Origin of the sequence: Chryseobacterium suipulveris, from assembly GCF_022811685.1 — a bacterium.
Classification (GTDB): domain Bacteria; phylum Bacteroidota; class Bacteroidia; order Flavobacteriales; family Weeksellaceae; genus Kaistella; species Kaistella suipulveris.
Map to the genome: position 1 here is coordinate 2,092,232 of NZ_CP094532.1, position 22,838 is coordinate 2,115,069.

General features: G+C 39.1%; 20 protein-coding genes. 13 read left to right on the forward strand and 7 right to left on the reverse strand.

Annotated features, from left to right (window positions below; all coding sequences use genetic code 11):
* Positions 1-55: 55 nt before the first annotated feature.
* The 7 genes from MTP09_RS09835 to MTP09_RS09865 all read right to left on the reverse strand — a co-directional run bounded on the left by MTP09_RS09835 (position 56) and on the right by MTP09_RS09865 (position 8,734).
* Positions 56-442, reverse strand: a complete 387-nt coding sequence (locus MTP09_RS09835; protein ID WP_243548239.1) for an START-like domain-containing protein — start codon at positions 440-442, stop codon at positions 56-58.
* Positions 443-723: 281 nt separating this feature from the next.
* Positions 724-1,899: an aspartate aminotransferase family protein gene (locus tag MTP09_RS09840; protein ID WP_243548240.1), complete on the reverse strand. Its 1,176-nt coding sequence runs from the start codon at positions 1,897-1,899 to the stop codon at positions 724-726.
* Positions 1,900-2,059: 160 nt separating this feature from the next.
* Positions 2,060-3,805, reverse strand: coding sequence for an OstA-like protein (locus MTP09_RS09845; RefSeq protein ID WP_243548241.1), 1,746 nt, complete (start codon positions 3,803-3,805; stop codon positions 2,060-2,062).
* A 372-nt stretch (positions 3,806-4,177) separates the two neighbouring features.
* Positions 4,178-4,651 carry a Fur family transcriptional regulator gene (locus MTP09_RS09850; protein WP_243548242.1) on the reverse strand — a complete coding sequence of 158 codons (474 nt, stop codon included), beginning with the start codon at positions 4,649-4,651 and terminating at the stop codon, positions 4,178-4,180.
* A gap of 77 nt (positions 4,652-4,728) precedes the next feature.
* Positions 4,729-6,723, reverse strand: a complete 1,995-nt coding sequence (locus MTP09_RS09855; protein ID WP_243548243.1) for a KUP/HAK/KT family potassium transporter — start codon at positions 6,721-6,723, stop codon at positions 4,729-4,731.
* A gap of 118 nt (positions 6,724-6,841) precedes the next feature.
* Positions 6,842-7,825, reverse strand: coding sequence for a pyruvate dehydrogenase complex E1 component subunit beta (locus MTP09_RS09860; protein WP_243548244.1), 984 nt, complete (start codon positions 7,823-7,825; stop codon positions 6,842-6,844).
* Positions 7,826-8,089: 264 nt separating this feature from the next.
* Positions 8,090-8,734: a DUF6266 family protein gene (locus tag MTP09_RS09865; protein WP_243547723.1), complete on the reverse strand. Its 645-nt coding sequence runs from the start codon at positions 8,732-8,734 to the stop codon at positions 8,090-8,092.
* A 481-nt stretch (positions 8,735-9,215) separates the two neighbouring features.
* Here MTP09_RS09865 and MTP09_RS09870 point away from each other — a divergent pair, with 481 nt between their 5' ends.
* The 13 genes from MTP09_RS09870 to MTP09_RS09920 all read left to right on the forward strand — a co-directional run bounded on the left by MTP09_RS09870 (position 9,216) and on the right by MTP09_RS09920 (position 22,695).
* Complete coding sequence (locus MTP09_RS09870; RefSeq protein WP_243548245.1) at positions 9,216-9,521, forward strand: helix-turn-helix domain-containing protein; 306 nt, start codon at positions 9,216-9,218, stop codon at positions 9,519-9,521.
* A 381-nt stretch (positions 9,522-9,902) separates the two neighbouring features.
* The gene (locus tag MTP09_RS09875) at positions 9,903-10,379 is read left to right on the forward strand and encodes a hypothetical protein (protein ID WP_243548246.1); all 477 of its coding nucleotides are present in this window, start codon (positions 9,903-9,905) and stop codon (positions 10,377-10,379) included.
* A 4-nt stretch (positions 10,380-10,383) separates the two neighbouring features.
* Positions 10,384-16,962: an RHS repeat-associated core domain-containing protein gene (locus tag MTP09_RS09880; RefSeq protein WP_243548247.1), complete on the forward strand. Its 6,579-nt coding sequence runs from the start codon at positions 10,384-10,386 to the stop codon at positions 16,960-16,962.
* A 3-nt stretch (positions 16,963-16,965) separates the two neighbouring features.
* Positions 16,966-17,526 carry a hypothetical protein gene (locus tag MTP09_RS09885; RefSeq protein ID WP_243548248.1) on the forward strand — a complete coding sequence of 187 codons (561 nt, stop codon included), beginning with the start codon at positions 16,966-16,968 and terminating at the stop codon, positions 17,524-17,526.
* A gap of 56 nt (positions 17,527-17,582) precedes the next feature.
* Positions 17,583-17,741 (forward strand): TNT domain-containing protein, encoded by a 159-nt coding sequence (locus MTP09_RS14565; protein ID WP_396022255.1) that lies wholly within the window; start codon positions 17,583-17,585, stop codon positions 17,739-17,741.
* Complete coding sequence (locus MTP09_RS14570; protein ID WP_396022219.1) at positions 17,704-17,859, forward strand: glycohydrolase toxin TNT-related protein; 156 nt, start codon at positions 17,704-17,706, stop codon at positions 17,857-17,859. Before MTP09_RS14565 ends, MTP09_RS14570 begins: the two co-directional genes overlap by 38 nt.
* A gap of 172 nt (positions 17,860-18,031) precedes the next feature.
* On the forward strand, positions 18,032-18,304 hold the full coding sequence (locus tag MTP09_RS09890; protein WP_243547757.1) for a hypothetical protein: 273 nt from the start codon (positions 18,032-18,034) through the stop codon (positions 18,302-18,304).
* 192 nt (positions 18,305-18,496) lie between these two features.
* On the forward strand, positions 18,497-19,102 hold the full coding sequence (locus MTP09_RS09895) for an REP-associated tyrosine transposase (protein ID WP_243548249.1): 606 nt from the start codon (positions 18,497-18,499) through the stop codon (positions 19,100-19,102).
* A gap of 176 nt (positions 19,103-19,278) precedes the next feature.
* Positions 19,279-19,572 carry a hypothetical protein gene (locus MTP09_RS09900; RefSeq protein ID WP_243548250.1) on the forward strand — a complete coding sequence of 98 codons (294 nt, stop codon included), beginning with the start codon at positions 19,279-19,281 and terminating at the stop codon, positions 19,570-19,572.
* Positions 19,573-19,800: 228 nt separating this feature from the next.
* Positions 19,801-20,229 carry a hypothetical protein gene (locus MTP09_RS09905; RefSeq protein ID WP_243548251.1) on the forward strand — a complete coding sequence of 143 codons (429 nt, stop codon included), beginning with the start codon at positions 19,801-19,803 and terminating at the stop codon, positions 20,227-20,229.
* Between the two features lie 196 nt (positions 20,230-20,425).
* Positions 20,426-21,346 (forward strand): hypothetical protein, encoded by a 921-nt coding sequence (locus tag MTP09_RS14465; protein ID WP_317618780.1) that lies wholly within the window; start codon positions 20,426-20,428, stop codon positions 21,344-21,346.
* 2 nt (positions 21,347-21,348) lie between these two features.
* Positions 21,349-21,786, forward strand: a complete 438-nt coding sequence (locus MTP09_RS09915; RefSeq protein ID WP_243548252.1) for a hypothetical protein — start codon at positions 21,349-21,351, stop codon at positions 21,784-21,786.
* Between the two features lie 468 nt (positions 21,787-22,254).
* Positions 22,255-22,695 carry a hypothetical protein gene (locus MTP09_RS09920; RefSeq protein WP_243548253.1) on the forward strand — a complete coding sequence of 147 codons (441 nt, stop codon included), beginning with the start codon at positions 22,255-22,257 and terminating at the stop codon, positions 22,693-22,695.
* Positions 22,696-22,838 lie beyond the last annotated feature (143 nt).

Here is a 22,838-nt window from a genome sequence, read left to right on the forward strand (position 1 = left end):
TAAAAAAATAATGAACGAAAACTCGTCCATCATGTTTATTCGTTTTTAGAAATGGTTATGCCGCACCGAGCTTAATCTGCAGATTCTCAATCAGGTTCTCCCAGTAAAGCTGGTTTTCAGTTTCGTCGCCCGGATCGCAGAAATCGGTCACGTTCAGCGACAGATCTTCGGTAATCTCGTCGATCACGATCGTCATCTCAAAAAAATTCTTCGTTCCCTCGTCTTCCTCCCATCGGAAACGCACAAAACTCTCGGGTTTATATCTGATCAGGGTCGCCTTTTCGGCAGGTCCGCTGTTCCAGCTAAAAAAGAAATCGTCGCCTTTCTCCACAACCTCGTCCGCAAACCATTCAGAAAGTCCTTCCGCACTCGCCATGTATTCGTACAAAATCTCTGATTGGCAGTGCATTGGGAATTCGTAATGTACTTTCGTTTTCGTCATATTGCTCACTTTTTAATGTGCCGCAATATATAAATTTATTTCTGATTTACACAAACTATTTCCGCCAAAAGAATCAAAACAATTAGGAGCAGAACAGTGGGATCTTCTCACACTTGCAGTCCCGCTCTCCACTGTATCTTTTTTGGCAGTCGGTTACTGTTTGAAGTAAAAATCTGGGGAATGCCAAAAAAGGATGCCGTTCCGATCGGGGCTAAAAACAAAGGGCAGGATTCCTTTCCACCGAAAAATCGCTCCTCAGATGACTTAGAACAAAAAGAAAATTACCGCTCCTCCAAACACTCCAGAATAATTTCACAACCCTTTCTGATCTCCTCTTCCGAAATTGTCAGCGGTGGCGAAATCCTTAGATATTCATTTCTGTAGAGTTGCCAGAAAACGATCAATCCCTTTTCCATGCAGCGTTTCGCAACATCCAGGGTGTATTCGGGTGAACCGAGATTTACAGCGAGCATCAAACCTCTACCGTTGATATTTTTAATTTTTGGGTGAACCAAAAGTTCGCGGAAGAGTTTTTCTTTTTGGTCAACTTCTTCCATCAAACCACTTTCCAAAACTTCTTTGAGCGTGGTGTAACTTGCAGCGGCAATCAGAGGATTCCCACCGAAAGTCGTGATATGTCCCAACTTCGGCGAGTGAGAAAGCGTCTCCATTATTTCACGGGAACTCATAAAGGCACCGACAGGAACTCCGCCTCCCATTCCTTTACCCATCACCAAAATATCGGGAACTATCCCATAATGCTCGAATGCGAAAAGTTTTCCCGTTCTGCCGAATCCTGGTTGAATTTCGTCAAGAATCAATAATGCACCAACTTCCTCACATCTCTTTTTCAGTTTTTTAAGGTAATCGCTTTCAGGGACCAGAAATCCTGCCGCTCCCTGAATCGTTTCCAAAATAACGCAAGCTGTTTTTTCTGTAATTTTTTCTAAGTCTTTTTCTTCATTAAACTCAATGAAATTAACCATCGGCAACAGCGGACGAAACTCACGTTTATGATACTCATTCCCCGAAACCGACAAAGCTCCGTGTGTATTTCCGTGATAGGAATTCTGAAAGGAAATGATTTCCTCCCTTCCCGTAAATCTTTTTGCCAGCTTCAACGAACCGTCGATCGCTTCCGCGCCAGAATTGACTAAATAAGTCACCTCCAAAGGTTGCGGAGTCGCATCTGCCAAAAGTTTGCAGAGTTTCACGGGCATTTCCTGGGCATATTCTCCGTAAACCATAACGTGCAAATATTTCTCTGCCTGAGTTTTGATGGCGTCAACAATCTTCGGATGCGAATGCCCCAAAGTATTTGCCGAAACTCCCGCCACGAAATCGAGATACGCTTTCCCATCGGTTCCGTAGATATAGCTTCCCTCCGCTTTTGCCACTTCGAAACCTGCGGCGAATTGGGTGGTTTGAGCTTGGTATTTGAAAAAATGATCTTTCATAGTTATAAATTGTTGCAATGGTTGCGAGTTTCGAGTTTCAGGTTTCAAGTTTCAAGTTTTAGGAGTAGCGTTCGATATTTCATAATTCACTAAAGTTGCAATCACTTGCTGAATGCCGATTGCTACATTGGTAAATTGCTAAATTGTTACATTAGAAAAATTACTTCCGCACCCGTTTCGGCTTCTTGGCTTCCTCTTTAGCTTTGGCATCGTCGATGGCTTTTTGGGCGGCATCGTATAATTTATCGTCGGATTCGTATTTCACTTCTTCGTAATCTGGTGTGTCGAGGAAGATGTCCTGCCATTTTCGTAGGCGGTCTTTGGTGTTCCAATTGAAATCGGGGAAGAATCTTTTTTCACGGGAAATCATACTCATCGGATAGATGTCGGTTCTTGCACCGATGTTGCACGAAATAATCTGAACCTTTCGGTCTTCAAACTCGGCTTCGATTGTTCCGCAGGTGGAGAGTGCAACTCCGATTCTTTCGGTTTCCTTGGTCTTTTCGTTCTGGTCATCCGCATAAGTGATTGCCTGTGCGTTTCCGATGACTTTGGCAAGTTTAATCTCGTTCTGGTCGTAATAAACGGTCATTAACCGACCTTTGACCTGATTGAATTCGTCCTTCAAGTTCAGTGAATCTGCTTTACTGATGGCAAAAGCATTTCCCACCACTTTCAGCGAATCGATGAATTCCTTTTCGGTGTCGAAGTAGGCCTCAATCTTATCTCCTGTCACCTGTTTCTCACCACTCCACGCGATTGGTTTCCCGAAGAGGTGCATAATTCCGTCGGTTTCATTGAAACTCAAAGAGTCCGCACGAACCTGGATATTGGATTTGAACATTCTGGCTTTTCTGTACGCGCGTAGGAAACTCTTTTTCTTCTGGGGATTTTTCTCGTCAATTTTTTGATAGGCCAAAAGTCGCTGCGCTGAAAAATACATCGAATCTTTTTCGAGAATCTTTACTGCATAAGGTTTTTCGGTCATCATCGCAGAATCTTTCTTTTCATAGATTTCGCCGTAACCACCTTTCATGTAACGCTGTTCTTTTGGATCACGCAAAGTCACGTTTCCTTTGGCTTTCCCAAATCCTGTGATCTGGTTGAAATACATGTCGTCGCCGGTAAGAACCTTGCCGTTGTAGTGGATTCTGGAGTTTTTCTTCAGATACACTTCCTTGGAATTCATATTGTAGGAACCACGTTCGGTATAGACTAAATTGGCTGGATTCTTTTTATTGGTAATGGTCGTCGGTCCAAAAAAATCTGCAGTATTGGTGATTTGGTTTTGTTTGATATTGGTTCCTTCCACCGTGTAATCAGGATTATTGATTTTCACATTTCCGGTGAAGTCGATCATTCGGGTATTCAAATCATAGGTTGCCGATTTGGTGTACATCGTATTGTTGGCGTCAGAAATTGTTCCGCCTGTATTGAAGTACGCCTTGTTGGAAACCCTGTCGTAATACATTGTTTCCGTTTTGATGGTTTGATGGGGATCGGTAAGCACCACATTTTTTCGGGCGATTCCTTTCTGTGTATTTCCGTCGTATTCCATTTCGCCAGAAGTGATCACGGAACCGTCGGCATTTTGGAGCTTCACGTTTCCAATAGCTTTCACGAAATTCTGGGATTCATAAAAAATGACCTCATCGGCAGAAAGCAACGAACCTTGATGCTCAAACTGCACATTTCCCGAGAAAAACGGATTCCCGTTGTATTTGTCGGGAGTTTTCTGAAAAAAATCGGAGTGGATAAGCCGTACTTTTTCACCCTGTTGCGCATTTTGCGGTGTGTTGAAATAGGGATCCTTTACCAAAACATCTTTCGGCTGCGTGGTAATCTGTGAAAAGTTACTAATTCCAATAAAAATGAATATAAAACTTAACGCTTTAGTGAAACTCAATTTTCTCTTTATTTTTAACGCAAAGTTCGCAAAGATTTTTTTTAACATTAGACTGCTAAACTATAAACTATTAAGTACGCAAAGGCGTTAACACTTAGCAAAGTACGCAAAGAAAAGCCAAAACGATTTTTAGATAAGATGAAAAACCTTTGCATTAATCTTTTTTGGTTCCGTAGTAGTAAAACAAGTACGAAACTTAACGCTTTAGTGAAACGCAATTTTCTTTTTATTTTTAACGCAAAGTTCGCAAAGATTTTTTTTAACATTAGACTGCTAAACTATAAACTATTAAGTACGCAAAGGCGTTAACACTTAGCAAAGTACGCAAAGAAAAGCCAAAACGATTTTTAGATAAAATGAAAAAACTTTGCATTAATCTTTTTTGGTTCCGTAGAAGTAAAGTGAGTGGGAATCAATATTTACGCCAAAAGCTTCCTCAATCGCCTCCTTGATTCCCTGGATTCGGGGATCGCAGAATTCGATGATTTCCTGGATTTCTTTGTCGGAATCTTTTTTATAGATCACGAGGTGGTCGTGCTGCTTGTCGAAGTAGGATTTTTCGTAGGACGAAGAAGTTAACGTCTTCTCGCCGAACTGGTGCTTCCTGATCAGTCCTGCATCCAGGAAGATTTCGATCGTGTTATAAATCGTCGCCTTCGAAACGTGGTATTTCTTCTGCATCATCAGCAGGTACAGGTCATCTACATTGAAATGATGCTCCATATTGTAGATTTCTTCCAGGATCGTGTATCTTTCGGGAGTATTCCTGAAACCTTTGTCCTGAAGGTATTGCCTTAAAACTTCTTTTATCGTGGTGAGGTTGAGCTCTTTCTGTTTCGGATCCATTAGTTATAATCTAATGCAAATTTATTGAAAATTTTCGGGAACTGATTCTGAGAACTTTACCGCAAAATTAGATTGATTTACGAATCATAATACTTGAAATGCTGCTGCTGGATTTTTTTGGAAAGTCCCATTTGGTCGAGCAACGGAGCAGATTCAACCACGACATTGTGCGGTGAAACTCCCCACGCTTTGAAGTCGTCGCTGCCGATATATTTTACGAAGTGGTAAATGTTCAGCGTAATTTTCTCCTTCACTGTAAGCAAAGTATCGTTGATATAGGTATTGTCGATAATCACATATTTCAGATCAGGCGGAATATTGTGCGCTCTCAGCGAAGGATGTGGACTTCTGCTCGGAATCACACCTTCCTCCATCAAGTCTTCCAAAACCTGGTCGAAATAGTCGTTGATTCTGCGGTCAATCTTAAACCCGAGAAGGAAATTCACACTGTAAATCGTTCCCGGCATAATTTCGTCAACGGTATATTTAAAGGTGAACGGATCTTCCTGATTAATGATGTTCAGGATGAAATAGTGATCTGCCCTTTTCGGCTGTTTCCGCATGATGGAGTAAATGATTTTCGCCTCGATCTCATCCTCCCGTTTTGCACGGCTCAGGAAAGCGAGATTGGTTGCGTATTTCGGGATACTCTCGTCGAGCTTTAGATCTTTAATGGTAGAAACGTATTTATCCAGCTTTACAAATTTGATGAACTTGCCCTTGATTTGGCGACCGTTATACCAAGCATACATACAGACCGCGATGAATCCGCCCAAAACCATGGTAAGCCAACCTCCATCGAAAAACTTGATGACGTTTGCATAGAAGAATCCCAATTCGATACACAGATAAACCACGATAAACGCAATCGCAAAATATTTGAACTTCTTGATTCTTCCCAACCAGAAGAAGAGCAAGACCGTGGTCATCAGCATCGTCACGGTTATCGTCAAACCATAAGCTGCTTCCATTGCCTCCGATTTTTTGAAGAACAGCACGACCACGAAACACATGAACATCAACCCCCAGTTGACTCTTGGGATATACATCTGACCTTTGATTCCTGAAGGATAATCAATCTGCTGGTTTGGCCAGAATGTGACCGACATCGCCTCCGAAAACATGGTGAAAGAACCCGTAATCACTGACTGACTCGCGATAATTGCCGCCGCTGTCGCCAAAATTACCCCCGGAAGAATTGCCCATTCCGGCAGAATCCCAAAGATTGGATTAATTCCCTGCGCAACCTGCTCGTGGTTATCAAGCAGCCACGCTCCCTGTCCCAAATAATTGAGGATCAGCATGATTTTAACGAAAGTCCAGCTCACCCGGATATTTTGTTTCCCGCAGTGACCGAGGTCGGAATACAGCGCTTCCGCACCTGTTGTACACAGGAAAACCGCACCCATGATGATGATCGCACTTGGTGAGTGTGTGATCAAATTGTATGCGTAATATGGATTGAAAGCTTTGAGGATCTCAATATGGTCGAAGATGTGGAGCGATCCGGAAACACCCAGTGTCAGAAACCAGATGACCATCACGGGACCGAAAAACTTCCCGATGAACGCTGTACCAAACTGCTGAACGATAAAAACGATAAACAGAATAATCAGTGTAATCGCTACAACAGGAGTATGCGGACTGAAGATTTTGAGACCTTCCACCGCCGACATTACGGTAAGCGACGGCGTGATCACACTATCTGCAACCAATGTTGAAGCGCCGATAATCGCAATCAGATACAGCCATTTTTTTCGAAGCCGTTTGACGAGTGAGTACAGAGAAAGTATTCCGCCCTCCCCTTTGTTGTCGGCTCGCAATGCGATCAGTACATATTTAATGGTGGTCTGCATTGTCAATGTCCAGATGATGCAGGAAAGTGCACCCTCGATGTACTCTTCGAAATGCAATGCAGCGCCACCGCCTTTGTAAGCATTCACGATCGCCTTCATTACATACAGCGGTGAGGTACCGATATCGCCAAAAACAATTCCAAGCGAGACGAGAACTCCTATTGCTGAAAGTTTTTTGGTATCAAAATAACGACCGCCTTCTACAACTTCTGCCATGACAAACAGTTTAAATGAAGGTGCAAATTTATATCAAAAATAGTTCGCTTGAATGTATTTGCTAAAAAACTTTAATCTGAAAGAGAAAACCGCCTCTTTGTGGAGACGGTTTCTGTTTTTATGCTTTAATGTACATTGCTTTCTTAAGTTCCTCTTTCACTTTATCAAGTTTTGGGAACCACTCTGCAAAGAGTGCTGAAGAGTATGGAGCAGGTGCATCAGGAGTGGTGATTCTCTTGATCGGCGCATCGAGGTAATCGAACGCTTTCTGCTGAACCATGTAGGTAATCTCTGAAGAAACGGATCCAAACGGCCACGCTTCCTCCAAAATCACCAAGCGGTTGGTTTTCTTTACTGAATTCAAGATGGTGTCATAATCCAACGGACGCACTGTTCTAAGATCGATCACCTCCACTGAGATTCCTTCTTTTTCTAAATCTTCCGCTGCCTGGATCGCGAGCTTCATAATTTTTCCAAAAGAAACCAGAGTCACGTCTTTACCTTCTTTCTTAATGTCGGCTTTACCGAGCGGGATGTAGTATTCTTCTTCAGGGATTTCCATTTTGTCGCCATACATCTGCTCGGATTCCATAAAGATTACGGGATCGTTGTCCTGGATTGCGGTTTTCAGCAAACCTTTCGCATCGTAAGGATTGGAAGGAACTACCACTTTAAGACCCGGACAGTTCGCATACCACGATTCCAAAGCTTGCGAGTGCGTCGCTCCCAACTGACCTGCAGAAGCAGTAGGACCACGGAACACGATAGGGCAATTCCACTGACCACCGCTCATCTGTCGGATTTTTGCCGCGTTATTGATAATCTGGTCGATCCCCACCAAAGAGAAGTTGAAGGTCATAAATTCCACAATCGGGCGGTTTCCGTTCATTGCCGAACCCACCGCGATTCCCGAGAAACCGAGTTCCGCAATCGGCGTGTCGATCACCCTTTTCGGGCCGAACTCGTCGAGCATTCCTTTTGAAGCTTTGTAGGCACCGTTGTATTCTGCCACTTCCTCACCCATTAGATAAATTGATTGGTCTTTACGCATTTCCTCGCTCATTGCCTGTGCAATCACTTCGCGAAAAGTATATTCTGCCATATCTGTTTGAAAAATTAGACTACAAAAGTACGGAATTTTTGTGACCTACATTATGAAATTGGTCATGAAAAGCGGAAATAAGAGAAACTACATCGATGCCACACCAACGTTTCTTAATTTGGATGGACATTTCATAAGAAGTTATAACCTACAATAAAACGTATCTATTCAAGAGAATTTTATTGACACTCTCGCTGATACAAAATGATCCGGCAAAATGAGTTCAATGCTTTTGCCGGATCAAGGGGGCTGTACACCGCCCTACTAACTTACCACCACGCTGCCCGCATAGATGGAGTTGGATACCGCAGAATCGTCGTCTGCAAGGAAGGCGAGCCAGACGTGCACGGTCTTTCCGGACCAGTCGGGAGTGAGCGGCGCTGTAAAGGTGCCCTCGAGCCGGGTTGCGACATTCTCCATGAAGACCGATGTGTTTTCGCCCTCGGCAGCATAGAGGATCTGTGCGCGGTCGGTCTGCAAGACAGGGTTGCCACCGGAGTTGTCCATCCACTGCAGCGTGAACGAGTTTGCAGCAGCGGAAGTGAGCCCTGTGGCGATTGCCTGCGTTCGGCTACCCCTTGCGAAACTGATGTCGCCATAGACAGGGACGACCTGCATCAGTGTGTAGTCGAGTTCGAACGCGTTGAGCAGATTCGCCATCGCCATGTTGTAGGGCGACTTCATCCCGATCTTTCTTCCAAAGTACTTCGTGGCGAAGTGCTTGTAGGAGGTTAGAAAACTGTACGCCTCCCTCATCCTCTGCTGTACGAGCAGCTGTCGGGGGTTGGTTGTCTGCCCCTGCTTTCTGGGGCGGTGCCGGAGGATTTCTGTACCTCCCACGTTGGCTACAACTAAACGGCCGGTGCGGCCGTAGGAGCCGGATAGTAGTGAGTTAGATAATTTTCCCATCTTTTTAAATTTTGGGGGTTAATACTGGGGTAAAGGTAGGGCGGCAAGTTGCGGGTTTCTTTCCTCTTTCCGCTTTTTTCCGAAACTTTCCATTACGTGTCAGTATATTGTTGATTATCAGTAGATTCCTATACTTTTCGTTGTTTTTCTTTATCCTTTGCTTATCCCTTGTTTATCCTTTGCTTATCCTTTGCTTATCCTTCCGCTATCCTTCCGCTATGCTTTGTATATCTTTCCGCTATTTTTTTCTATGGCAGATTGGGAGGGATTGAACGCGCCTGGTGGCGCATTCGTACAGGATTGGTGGAAATTTTTGGGGATTGAGATGGGATTTAGATTGGATATAGAATGGATTTAGAATGGATTGGAATAGATTGAATGCGCCTCGTGGCGCATTCCCACAAATGGGTGAAAACACCGTTAAAAGACGGTAGTTTCGTATGGATAAAGTCCTTAATTTCGAATGTTCAAACTAACGACCATGGAGACTATAATATCATTTAGCGTGGCGCAGCTTGAACAATTGCGCAGGGAGCAGGAACTGCTGTTGCGGAGGATTAGCAATGGGGCTTTCCCCCTGGACGAGACGATGATTGTGGACGAGGTGGAGGTAGCCAAATTCCTGAACGTAACCGACCGGACGATGCGCACCTACAGAAAGGAACGCTTCTTCCGCTATATCAAGATCAGGGGACGGATCCTCTATCTGAAGCCGCTTCTTTTTGAGGATTTGGTGCGGCTGAGTATGGCCGGTGAAAGACCCGCCCACCCCAAAAGACCGCATTAAAATGACTGAATACCCCGTAATGTATATAATACACGTATTTATCTATTTTTCAGTAGCTTAAGATAACATTCACGCAAAATATTTTGAAATCTTCCTTTATTTTTTACATAGGTAGAAAAATTGAAAACGTTTCGCTTTACATCCAATTTTTTTATGTAATATCGACATATTCTACTTGTATTAGCTTACAATGAAAAACAGCTGTTTAACTTTTTCGGTTTTTTACCACCATTAATTAATAAAAAAATAGAATTGTACGAATTGTTTCTAACAAAAACATTGATTGGTAGCATGTTAGAGATATTGAGAAAGCTAAAAGAATAAAAAAATTAAATTTTGCTTAAAAGTTGTAAAAATATGTTAATTTCAAAAAAAAAAAATATGAGAAGAGCTATCCAATTTTTTGCAATTGTTTCAAGTACTTTGTTTTTCTCTCAGCGTCCTCAGATTGCAATTGCGCAACCTCCCGCAGCTGATCCAAGTGTTGTTATTTTTGCTTACGATGATTCGGGAAATCAAATCTTTCGAGGCCCAGACGGAATAGTTTGTGTATCCTGCAGGCCTTCCGAACAAACACCTTCCTCTGTTTCAGAAATTGTGGCAAACAATATTAAAGCGGGACCTGTGCCAGTTAAGGATAATCTGACTGTAATTTGGGACTTGAGTATTCAGGACTACATTGTTAGTATTGAGCTACTACCGTACAATGCTTTTACGATTTACGAAGCGGTTAATATCAGATCTTTACCTTCCAATTCATATGTTTTCAAAATGGGGCATCTTCCTTACGGTGTATACTACCTCCGTTTCAACTTATCTGATGGAGGTGTTTATAACAGGACTGTAACCAAAAATTAATGTGATGAAAAAGATTTATTTTGTTTTATTAATTACATTAGGCATTTTACATTATGCCCAACCATCTGTTCATGATACTCAAGGAAATATCGAAGTAAATGTTGATGGCCAGCTTCAATATACCCTACCTATTGAAACACCACCAGGAATAAAAAGTGTTGCTCCGCAAATAAATCTTATTTATACAAGCGGAACAGGCACTGGGATTGCTGGTTATGGCTGGAATATTTCAGGATTGACCAGTATCTCCCGTATGGGTAAAACTATTGAAAAAGACGGTGAGTTTCAAGGTATTAGATTCAACAACAATGATTTTTATAGCTTTAACGGTCAAAGACTTATCTATAAAAGCGGCGGAAGCGGACCCGTAAATACTGGGGTGAATGGTGCTCTTTCGACAACTGAGAAATACTCCAATATTAAAGTTAAAGCGGTAGGTTCGGTTACCGGACAGGAATGGCAAGGTCCTGAATATTGGGAAGTAACATTTGAGGATGGTTCACAGGCTTGGTATGGCGCTACCACAAATGGGGCAAGTAGCGCGCGTACTCCCTTGGAATATAATATTGTAAAATGGAAGGATGCACAGGGAAATTATATTACCTACAATTATTTACTCTCAAATAATGTATCGGTGATCTCTTCCATACAATGGGGAGGAAATGAGGAACTGGGGAAACCCCACTTTAATACCATTTCTTTTAACTATATCGGAAGAGACTTAAAGGAGAACGCCTATTTAAATGGGATACAGTTCGTTCAAGATAAATTGTTAAAGAGTGTTGTCGTATCTTCCAGTGGCAGTCAGTTTAAAAAATATGTTGTTAGTTATAATAATGATATCGTAAATAATGACAATAATAAAGTTGTGGGCTATCAGTTTGCAGACACTATAAAGGTATTTAATTCGCAAAATGAAGCAGCTAATCCCGCAACATTCTCTACCAAAAAACTATCGACCAGCATGCAGGAAAAATCTTTCGTAGATTTTAGCGATGTTGTCGGATCCGGTGATTACAATGGTGATGGTTTGATAGACTTTATTTTAAAGCAAACCGCCCAAAATGGCAAACCCGAAGGATATTATTTATATTTTGACAAATTAAATAATGAGTCGTCACCATTTTTATATCTGGGACCTTCTTCAGATTTTTCGAGTTTTGCAAATTTTACCATCAAGCCGTCCAACAATATCGTTAAAGCGAGACAAGGTTTAGTCACTATAAAAAATATAGATAGTCCATCAAATCCACAAAGTAACGGCGGGATAGAGATAAAGTGCTATTCCATTAATCTCGATCCTGCCTTGTTGAACACTTTAAATAACCCTCTTGTTTTAGAGCACTCCAAATTTATCAATCCGACTGACTATTTGGCTGGTTCTTCTTATCCCCAGTTCCCACCGGCAAATTATGGATACTATATAAAATCCGATGCCATGAGTCCCAAAGATATTGATGTGAATTTAGACGGGGTTTCGGAATTGATTTTTACGTTATATGATAAGGGTTATTACAAGCGACAAAATCCATATCCGTATGAATGGGTGACTGTGGAATTAGGATACCGATACGTGATTATTGACCAGGACGACTTCGCCTCCAATACATTTACAAAAATAAACACGCCAACCACTACCAACGCGCTGGAATCTGCATTCGCAATGGACTTTGACAATGATAAAGTATTGGATATAATAAAAATTGAAGCCCCAAATTATAATAATTATGAAAGTACGAATGTAACATATTACACAAGAAATAAGTATTCCAATGCAGTTTTACAACGGAGCGTAAATACTCCGGTTAATGTGGTATCGCAATATTTCGTAAAAAAAATTGGAAATAGTGGCAACTACAAATATGTTTTAACACTCAAACAACGACATTCTATTAAGGGTCTCAGAAATGAAGTAAAGTTTGGCGATTTAAACGGAGACGGAAATATTGAAATAATAACGCCTTTAGAAAAAAATCTTGGATCTGATAGTCATATTGCAGGATATTCATTCTATTTAAATAACGGGAAAACTTTATCGGAATCATTTCAGGGTTTTATTGAATATTACAATAGCAATTACATACAGAACGGCTACTATGAAAAGTCCCACAATGGTATCATTGACATTGATAATGATGGCAAGGCAGATTTTTTGAGTCTTTATGCAGGTTATAATACACAGGGAAGCGGTTTCAGTAATTTAATTCTTACTAAATTAAACGAATTTCAATATGATCCAACCAACATCCAATTCAAATGGTCATATAAGCTGACAAGCCTCTTGACCAACCATAGAGGAGGAAATGCGATTTTTCCGATATACGGAGATTTTAGAATAAACAATACCAATTCAAAAATATTGTTTATTTCGAATTCACTCGCCAATTCCAATGACAGAAAAATTATTAGCTACTTCCATTATAATTTGGGAAGCGATAAAAATATTTCCGCAATAAATCAAGGCGGTATAACTACCTCTATCAACTACAAAGAGTTGGACCCATCTGTAAACAGCAATTTTTACGCACCTGCTAAAGTTGAGCAATATCCCTATATGGAGCTGGATAGACTTCCGCAGACATTTGCGGTTTCCCAAATAACGCAGGCCGGAAGGAAGCAGGATTTCCGCTATAGAGGCATGATCACGCATTTGCATGGAAGAGGTATGGTTGGTTTTCGCCAAACAGCACGTAGCTCTTGGTATGCGGATGGCTTGGAAAACACTAAAGTATGGAGCGGAATAGAGATTGACCCATTAAACGACTCTGTACCTACTAAAGAATGGAGCGTAAGACCAAATAATGAAGATCAAATTTTCGATTTGTCGGTTAATAATTCGCAAATTCTAACCCTAAAGCAAACTACCTATCAAATAGACCTGGTTACAGGAATTGCCTATAATGCTATAAAGGCCATAGTGCCTAAGACAAATATTACAAAAGATTTCCAAAAAAATATAACGTATGAAACCACCATTACCTACGACCAATTTTATCTGCCCAAATTAACCGAAACTACAATTAACGGAAGTTTTGCCAAGAAAACGACCGAATTAAATTATATCCACAATCAGTCAGGCGAAGGTAAAAACTATTTTATAGGGAGACCAGATTACAAAATAGAAAGAGTGGACGCCTACGGTGACACAAAATGGGCTAAGGAAGTCTATACCTATAATAACAACCTCCTTGAAACTCTCACGAAATTTGATAACAACACTGTGAGTTGGATTAGGGAAAAATATTATTATGATGAGGGCTCTGCACAAGGCTTTGGAAATATCACAAAAAAGGAAATAACTAATTACGTAGATGCGCAAATCATTTCCAGCCAAGCTCAGTACGAACCAAAAGGAAGGTTCGTCATCAGGAAGACTGACAATCTGGGACTACAGACCAATTATACATACAACGACTGGGGACAAATCCTAACAGAATCAGATGTCTTCGGCAATATCGTCACCAACAGTTATGATAATTGGGGAAAACCAACCGCATCTACCAGCACCCTCTCAGGAACCACAACTTATGACTATTATAGAGATAGTTCATATAATCTAAGGACGACTCAGAACAATCCCGATGGGAGCATAGCCATAAAGTTTGTCAATGCACTTGGGCAAAACTATAAAACGGTTACAAAAGCTTTTGAACAAAATAAATATGTGTCCAAAGAAACAAAATATGATAATATAGGCAGAATAACTTATGAAAGCATTCCCTATTTTGAGAATAGCATTTCATCTAATTACGCAAGCTCCTACGGTAGTATAATTAGTTATAATGACAGTTTTTTTCCTGCGAAAGTTACCGCTAAAGAGCCATATAATGGAAAGGAGATTGAAACAGCAGTATCGGGAAGAGTGACTACGACAACCGAAAAGAACGGATATTTGCGAACCTATACAAAAACTGCAGATGCACTTGGGAATACCATAAACTCTTCTGACCCAGGCGGAAATATAATTTTCGAATACAATGCAAATGGCCAGCAAACCAAGGCATCTTATGGGGGAAATATTGTTAAGACCTCATATGATGAATGGGGCAGAAAGTCGGCTTTCTATGATCCAGCAAATGGCGAATATTCTTATGAATATACTGGTGCAGGCGATATTCGAAAGGAAATTAGCAAGAATGGATACAAAAAATATACTTATAGGTCAAATGGTTTGCTGGATTCCGTAGAAGAAAGATCGAATGACAATGTCGCAACCGTTAAAAATTACAGTTTTTCCTATAACCAATACTGGCAGATAGCGGCCAAATCCGGTACGTCAAACGGAAAATCTTACACGACCGCTTACGGATATTACTCCAATGGCAGATTTTGGGGGTCAACAGAATATTTAGAAGGAAGGGAATTCCGTAATTGGGATACGGTTTATGATTCCTATGGAAACATCAAGAGTTATAAAAAGCAAATCGTATCGAACGGAGTTACCACTTCTGTAGAGATTGAAAACTTTTACAGCCCCTGGGACGGTTCACTATATCAGGTAAAGGAAAAGGGAAATGGAAAATTATTATGGGAACTACAATCTACTAATGCGAAGGGACAGGTTGAAAATGCCAAACTCGGTGCCACGCAGATTACCAATACTTATTCACAGTTAGGATATATATCTACTGCCAAGCACATTTCGCCAATCGATACCATAATTAACAACTATTATATTTTCGAGGGACAAAAAAATGAGCTATCTCTTCGGTATAACTATATTTCGGGACTTAATGAAACTTTCGGTTACGATAACAATAACCGACTCACCAGCTGGACCAACCCTAAAACAGGACAGACATCCTATAACACCTATGATGAAAAAGGAAGAATTACCGCCAATGACCAAATAGGTAATATAGGATTCAATATTGGCGGAAATGTTTATCGTGCTTCGAACATCAAGCTCAACGCCAACGGGATGGCAAATTATGGCATCGGTGGGCAGAACATCTTGCTTCAGAACATTAAGTACAATGAAAATAACGACCCAGTAAAAATAAGGGGCCGCCAAAACGACTACGCTTTCGAGTACGGTCTTAGTGCAAACAGGCAGGTGATGTACTATGGCGGCAAATTTGAAAACAATCAGAACGCAAGCTTCACAAAGTACTACAGCGAGGATGCTAGTTTTGAAATTAAGCGCAACAAGTGGGGCCAAGAAAAACACGTAATCTACGTTGGGGGTTCGCCTTATGAGAGCAATATCGTTTATATCAGAAGCTTTGGTAGCTCCACCACATCTGTACATTTCCTGCACAAGGACTACTTGGGCAACATCCTGGCTATTGTGAGTGAGGGCGGATATCCTGTGGAAAGGAGACATTATGACGCGTGGGGGAAATTAACCAGTCTAAGAATTGCGGGTGGATTATATGACCCAGACAATTATACTGGGGAACTTTTGGTAGATCGCGGATATACGAGCCACGAACTGCTGATGGGGGTACAGCTGATCCATATGAACGGCAGACTGTATGACCCCCTACTACGGAGGTTCCTTAATGCGGACGAGAATATCCAGGACCCCTTTAATACCCAGAATTACAACAAGTATGGCTATGTAATGAATAATCCATTGCTGTATAACGACCCGAGCGGGGAGTTTTGGGTTGCAGGTTTCTTTCTTACTTACATTGGCCCAGCTATATATGCGGCCATTGTAGGAGCAGGAATTGGTGCGGCCATTTATGTTGCAAAGGGATTGTTTACCAATAACTGGAGTTGGGGTGGCTTTGCAAAATCTGTCCTGTTGGGTGCTGTCTCGGGATTTGCTACGGGTGGTTTAGCCAATGTTTTTAGCGCGACAGGTTTTTTTGCCACCACAGGAGTCGGTGCTCTGACGGGCGGACTTGGAGGAGGAATTGACGCACTATTTAATGGCACCGATTTCCTAAAGGGAGTGTTGAGGGGAGCGGCATTTGGGGGTTCAATAGCTGGAATAAGTTGGGGGATTGCTAAAATTGTCAAAGCCGCTACAATAAGTGCAGGGAATCATGAGTACAGACTATCGGATAGTCCAATTAACGATATTGGAAATGGTTCGGAAAATGTTAAATATTCATATGGAACTATTCAGGAATTTCAAGATGCTTATGGAGGTTTAGGGAACTATGGAGTCAGAAATATATATCTAAAAACTCCAGAAGGATATGGTGTTGCTGCTGATGGTCTTTTTTACAAAAAGTCTTGGTGGGATAACCTTTGGGGGTTAGAAAGGAATGTGGCAAAAGGAGAAATTTTAGGAGTAACTTTCCCTTCAAACGATATTTATATGTCGAAAGCTGCGTTTGCTTCCAAGTCTCAATTTGTTGATACGATAACTCACGAGACGGCACATGTCATTCTGCAAAACTCTAAAAGCGCGGCGCTAGCAGCAAGTGGAGTTAGTACAAACATGGGAATGTATGCAAGATATCTTGATAATAATGGTCATGTTTCTATAAGAAAGATGTCGATTGAGTTATTCAACAAGAATCCATGGTTAAAACTTCCATGGCGTATTCCATTATATTATTTTCAAAATTCTCAACCCGCATTGGATAAGTTACTTACCCCTTTAATAAAACCCTTTAATTTTTAATTTATGAAAAAGGTAATTTTAGTGATAGTTTCTACTTTGTTTCTGTTTTCCTGCAAGAATCAGCCAGTAAATGAATTGATAATCCATCCATCAATTAATAAAACTGATTCATTACTCATATTAAATATTAAGAACGATTCAGATCTGGATTTAATGGTTGAATTTCCTTATTTATCTAATTTCTACTATAAAGATGAGATAGATGCAAGTTCATCGGAACTCGTTTCCTTGCATCAATCTTTCGCTATTATTTCTGATTATAGGGACACATCAATTTTTAAAAACTCCAAATGCAAGTTAGTTCAACAATATCTGGATTTGAAAGATTCAATTCAACCCAAATTTTTAGAAAAAAGAAGTGAGAAAAAATATTATTTAAAAATCAAAAGATATAGAAGCGGGAAAACTATTGTTTTTCAAGATGACAATTTTAGTTTTGTATTTAATCTCTTAAAGGAAGGTGACAAACAAAAAATATCAAGTTTTCGTAATTACAGTTGTAACGGCTATAAATATTTCACAGGAACTTTTAAGTTCTTTCCTAGCGAAATTACTTTACCGTAATACTTATAATTGTACAATTTTGTTAGAAAATTGCATTAAGGAAAGGATAAGATGAAATTAATCTCACATTAAAGCCAGGATCGTATGTTGACCGCTTTGGATCAGAAGGTGGAAAATTCGTATCACCAGCAGGAATAGATTGTGGAGCAAGGGCTTTGCCACCAGGAAGTTTTAACAATGATTATTATTTATATAAAGTCCAATGTGCCTATTGACGTTAAGGCGTCTATAGTTACTCCGTATTTTGGAAATCCAGGATTAGGGACACAATACAGATTTTCAGAGCCTATATTTAAATTGATTGAAAAGGGAATATTAGTAAGAGTTCCGTAGATATGAAAACAGAATATATAACAACAATTACTGAATCGGAATCCTTTATTTTTGAAAGAACTTGGTTTGAAACTCTAAATTCACAAAAACAAATAATACAAGTAAGACCTGAATTTGGGAATGGAGTTAAAATACATTACCGATTTGATAATAACGGAAATTATATTGGAAAATGGTAGTAAAAATTGAAGATGTTAAAAATGTCTACAGAAATATTATTTCTGGTTTAATTACTTTAGAAGAAGCTGACAGATGGGCATGGAAATTAATCACAGAAAATGATAAAAATAATTTGTTTTATGATGATTTAAATGATGAAAAAATCATATGGAAAATGGTCATTTATCTCTATGGTATTGATATACCCGATCTTCAAACTAATATTCCACAAAGGACTAAAGAAGATATCCTGTTTTTTTTAAAATCAAATAATATTATCATTTAACAGGTTAACATTCTCGCTGCTTCTTGGGGTAAATCATTTCAGTATGGATAAGATGAAATTAATCTCACATTAAAGCCAAGATCGTATATTGACCGCTTTGGATCAGAAGGTGGAAAATTCGTATCACCAGCTGCAAAGTCTCCCGACTTTTGAGCCAACAAAAAAATCTCTATCTTTGAGCAAAGCAATGCCATGAAAGAGGGATACATTATCAGAGATCAAGAAAAACCGCACTTCATTACATGTACCATTGTAGATTGGATCGACATTTTTTCCAGAAAAATATATCGTGATATTATTATTGACTGTCTCAACTTCTGTATCAAGAATAAGGGAATGGTGGTTTTTGGATATGTGGTCATGAGCAACCACATCCACCTGGTCGTGCAGTCGGAAACCAACCAACTCTCCGACCTGATCCGTGACTTTAAAAAGTTCACGGCAAAACAGATTTTAGAAACCCTACATACCGAACCCGAAAGCAGACGGGACTGGATTTTGGAACGATTTGCAAAGCCAACAGAAACCCACTCGAGGAATAAAAACTTTCAGGTTTGGCAGTATGGAAACCATGCCGAAGAAATATTTACCCTAAAGTTTATGAGGGACAAGTTGAACTACATCCACCTAAATCCCGTACGCGCAGGAATTGTTGAAAAGGCAAACCACTACCTGTATTCTTCCGCCACCAATTATTCTACCGACAAAGGACTTGTGGAAGTTGAAATTGCGGAAAATCCGGTAATCGATCCATTGGGAAAAAACGAGTTTTGGAAATACAATAATTATGATGAATAGAAAGGTCGGTGGCTCAAAGTCGGGAGACTTTGCGCAGCGGGGACTTTGCGCAGCGGGGGATATAATATTTATCAAAAAGCAGGCTCAATGAATGATAAAGATGGAGTTTTTGAAATTGGTGTTAAAAATGATGGAGTTATTGATCATAGATTTTTTAGACCTAACAAAAAGAAAAAATGAAATATTTAGTTGTTGCCGCTTCCTTAAATGGAACCGGAATTAGAGACAAGTATAACGGCGGATACGTTGATATAAAAAAATTAGGTTTATCCGTTGATACTATTAATCGTATTGAACAATGGCTATTAAATTACGAAGATGAGCACTATAATGGATTTTCTGACGGGTGTAATGTTGATAAACTTGATAAAGAAGGATTAGAGATTGCTAAAATTGTTAACGAAGAATTGTCAGATGTCAAGATAGAATATTTTTCAGATGCTAGAATGACAACAGAAATATTATTGTGAAAATATATATCCAAACGAGAGCAATATGAAAAAAAGCACTTCAACAAACACTCGATGATAATCATGGCCCACATTGGGAAGCTGGTCCAATTCAAACAAATCCAGATGGAAGTCCAAAATTGAATAATTTTGGTTGGCCAAAATTACGAAACAAAACAAAGTCTAAAAGAGATTACTAACCTACATATGGAAACCAGAATACAACGAATGATTAGATGCAAAACAAACATGAAAAAGCATCTTAGCCAAATGAATTATCTGTGTTCATTTTCAGTAATGGAGGAAACGCTGCTATCTATCGAAAAAACAGATGAGGTTTGTGAAAAGTATAAGGTTTTTTCTAAAAATGTAAAAGAATCTAAAATATTTGAGAGCAACAAAATTGATATTATTGATATTATTAAACAAATTTCTAACTCTGATTGCGAATGCTTCTTAATTTCAGAGTTCTCTTTCGATAGTGGATTGCTTATCCTTCCTTCAATACAATTTTTTAATTCTTCCTTTAACTTCCAAGATTTAGATTTTTATAGAGTAACGTTGGTATGTACAAATTTTTCTAATGCAATTACATTTTGGGAAGTTGAAGAATCTGAGAGTAGTGTACAAGTTGAAATTGTAGGTACAGAATGGTTTGATTTATTAAGAATATTATAAAGAAAAATTCAAAACGATAGGAATCGATGGTATGAGGACGCATTTTTGTCAGTCTATCAATTAGAAGAGGATTATAATGAAATAGAAAAAGTTATTAGCGAGGGTGATTACCAAAAAATGGACATATTACTTAATAAGCCAGAAGGCAAAAAGATAGCATAACTCGGGAATGTACGACTTCGGGGCGAGGAACTATATGCCCGATCTGGGGAGGTGGTTCAACGTCGATCCTTTGGCAGAGTTAAGCCCCGATTTATCACCTTTCAGATATGCTTTTAACAACCCGGTATCTGTAACCGATCCTACAGGAATGTATGAAGATGATAACTATGGTGGAGGGGACTATTATCATGATTCGGATAGAGGATATGATTTTCCGGGATCATTTGATTTTGATTTTCATTGGAGTAATGCGGGAGGTACAAATTCTACGTTTGATGATATTATAAATTTTAGATGGGGAATGGATTTCGCTATCCGCAGTGGATTTCACGATGGTAGCGGATCTTATGGTGATTCTATGGAAGATATAGCACAGGAGCACGGCTCTAATGATATGATGAATGATGCGGTACAAGATCCTTATCCTAACCAGCAAGGACCGGGACCGAGAAGAGGGTCTCCATCTCCAACACCAATAAATAATAAGGGAAATGGACAAATATATCCAAACCATCATACTCCACTGCCAAGTCCCGCTTTGGTAATGATGGACAGTCCTTGGGATATTTTAGGGATATTAATTGCCAACAGTGAACCAAAGAACAGATATGCTGCTTATGCTTTAGGCGCAGCTGCCATTATTTTAAGCAAAGGAAGAGCGGCGGATGACGTGTTAAAAGGGGAGGCTAAAGGAAGTTTATCAGGAACAAAAAATGCGTTAATTAAAGTAAAGTCCGAAATAGGATTAACCCCTTCACAAACTTTGCCTAAAGCTGTAGGTAAATATGGAAGTCCAAAACGAGGAACCCCAGTAAAAGGATATAGATTAGACCCAGCCCATCCAAATGCTCCTGCTGGTTCACCAGAACAGTTTCCCCATATTAATTATTGGGATTATACATTGGGTAAAAAAGGTAAAGGAGGTATTAAAGGTGCTATACCAATAAAAAACTAAATATGGAAAACTTTAAGAAAGAATTATTTAAAAAAGAATATGGTATTGATTTTCCTCCTTATTTCAAGATAAGCGAAGACAAATGTCATGAAATAAAGTATAATATCATTCATAAATTCAAATTGATTCAAGATGATTTTGAAAAGAGTCTAAGAAAGAAGCAGCTATTTTTTAATTTAATAAATGCAGAAAATGAGAATTTCAATTTTTGTAATGTTTTAAAAAATATCCAAATCACAATAGGAAGTCGCTTGTATGTTAATTGGGACAATTTTCAGACAATAGATAAGTTTTCTTCTGAAGATTTTTGTAAATATTTTAATGATATTTGGTTTCCTTCTGCTGATGATATTGATATTTTTGATGATAAATTAAATTGGATAATATCAATTCGTCACGATGGTGCTATATTTTACATTGAAAGTTGTCAAACTAATTAAATCAAAATAATTATGCTTTCAACAGATAGAAAATTCCATTTTATAGGGGAATTAACCTTTTCTGTGGGGAATATTTGGCGGCAGAACGTGGACAGAAGGACGACTAACGTACAATGTAGATGCTGATGGTAAGATAACAGGAATAGCACCTCTTGCGGGTACAGTTCCTATTGGACCAGCGGGAGCTTTTAAAAGTATTGTTAAACCTGTACATGGAAATTCATTAAAAAGCTTAAAACCAACTTGGGGCTATGAACTATATGATAAAGCTGGAAATTTTCTTAAAAATGGAATAACTTCAAAAGTAGATCCGCTTACTCGATATACAAAAGCTTTTATGGCCGATAAAGTGATGAAACCAGTGAAACTTTTTGAAAATAGGCTGAAAGCTTGGCAATGGGAGTTTAAGAAAAATCAAGTCAATAGAGGTCCTTTGAATAAAAATATGCATTAATTTATTTTATAATAATGATAAAGTTTTTTTTAGCAACAGAATATCCTACATTTAGTACTACAACAGAGGGGTATAAAGTTATTGAAAAGCAAGGAAACGAATTTCAGAAATTGCTTTGGGGAGAAAATGGCTTAGAGGAAAGACTTTCTTCAGTTAATACTCATAACTTTGAAGGCAATATTGATTTGGTGTTATTTGAATTTTATTTAAATCCTATTGATAATTTAGCAATAAAGATAGACAAAAAACCAATTGATTACAGACAGAATGAAAAAGCGTTAGGAATTCGTATTAGCATAACAAATGATAATTTTTTTAATTTGAAAGAAGATAAGATAAAGTTACTACTGGGTTTGATGATAGAAAAGGTCAACTTATTAAATGATTTTATTAAAAGTAAGAAAATAGAGTTCAATGTAGTGTCATTTCGAAATTTTTTAGTTGAAATAAAATGAATATTTATTTCATAGGAAATTTATATTATAATCTATGTTCTAAAGCCTAGGAGTTATGTGCGGGAAAGTGATGTGTTTAAAATAATGAGTGCCACAGAAATTACCCTTTTTGTGTCATAATCTTCCAAGAATCGGAATTTAGT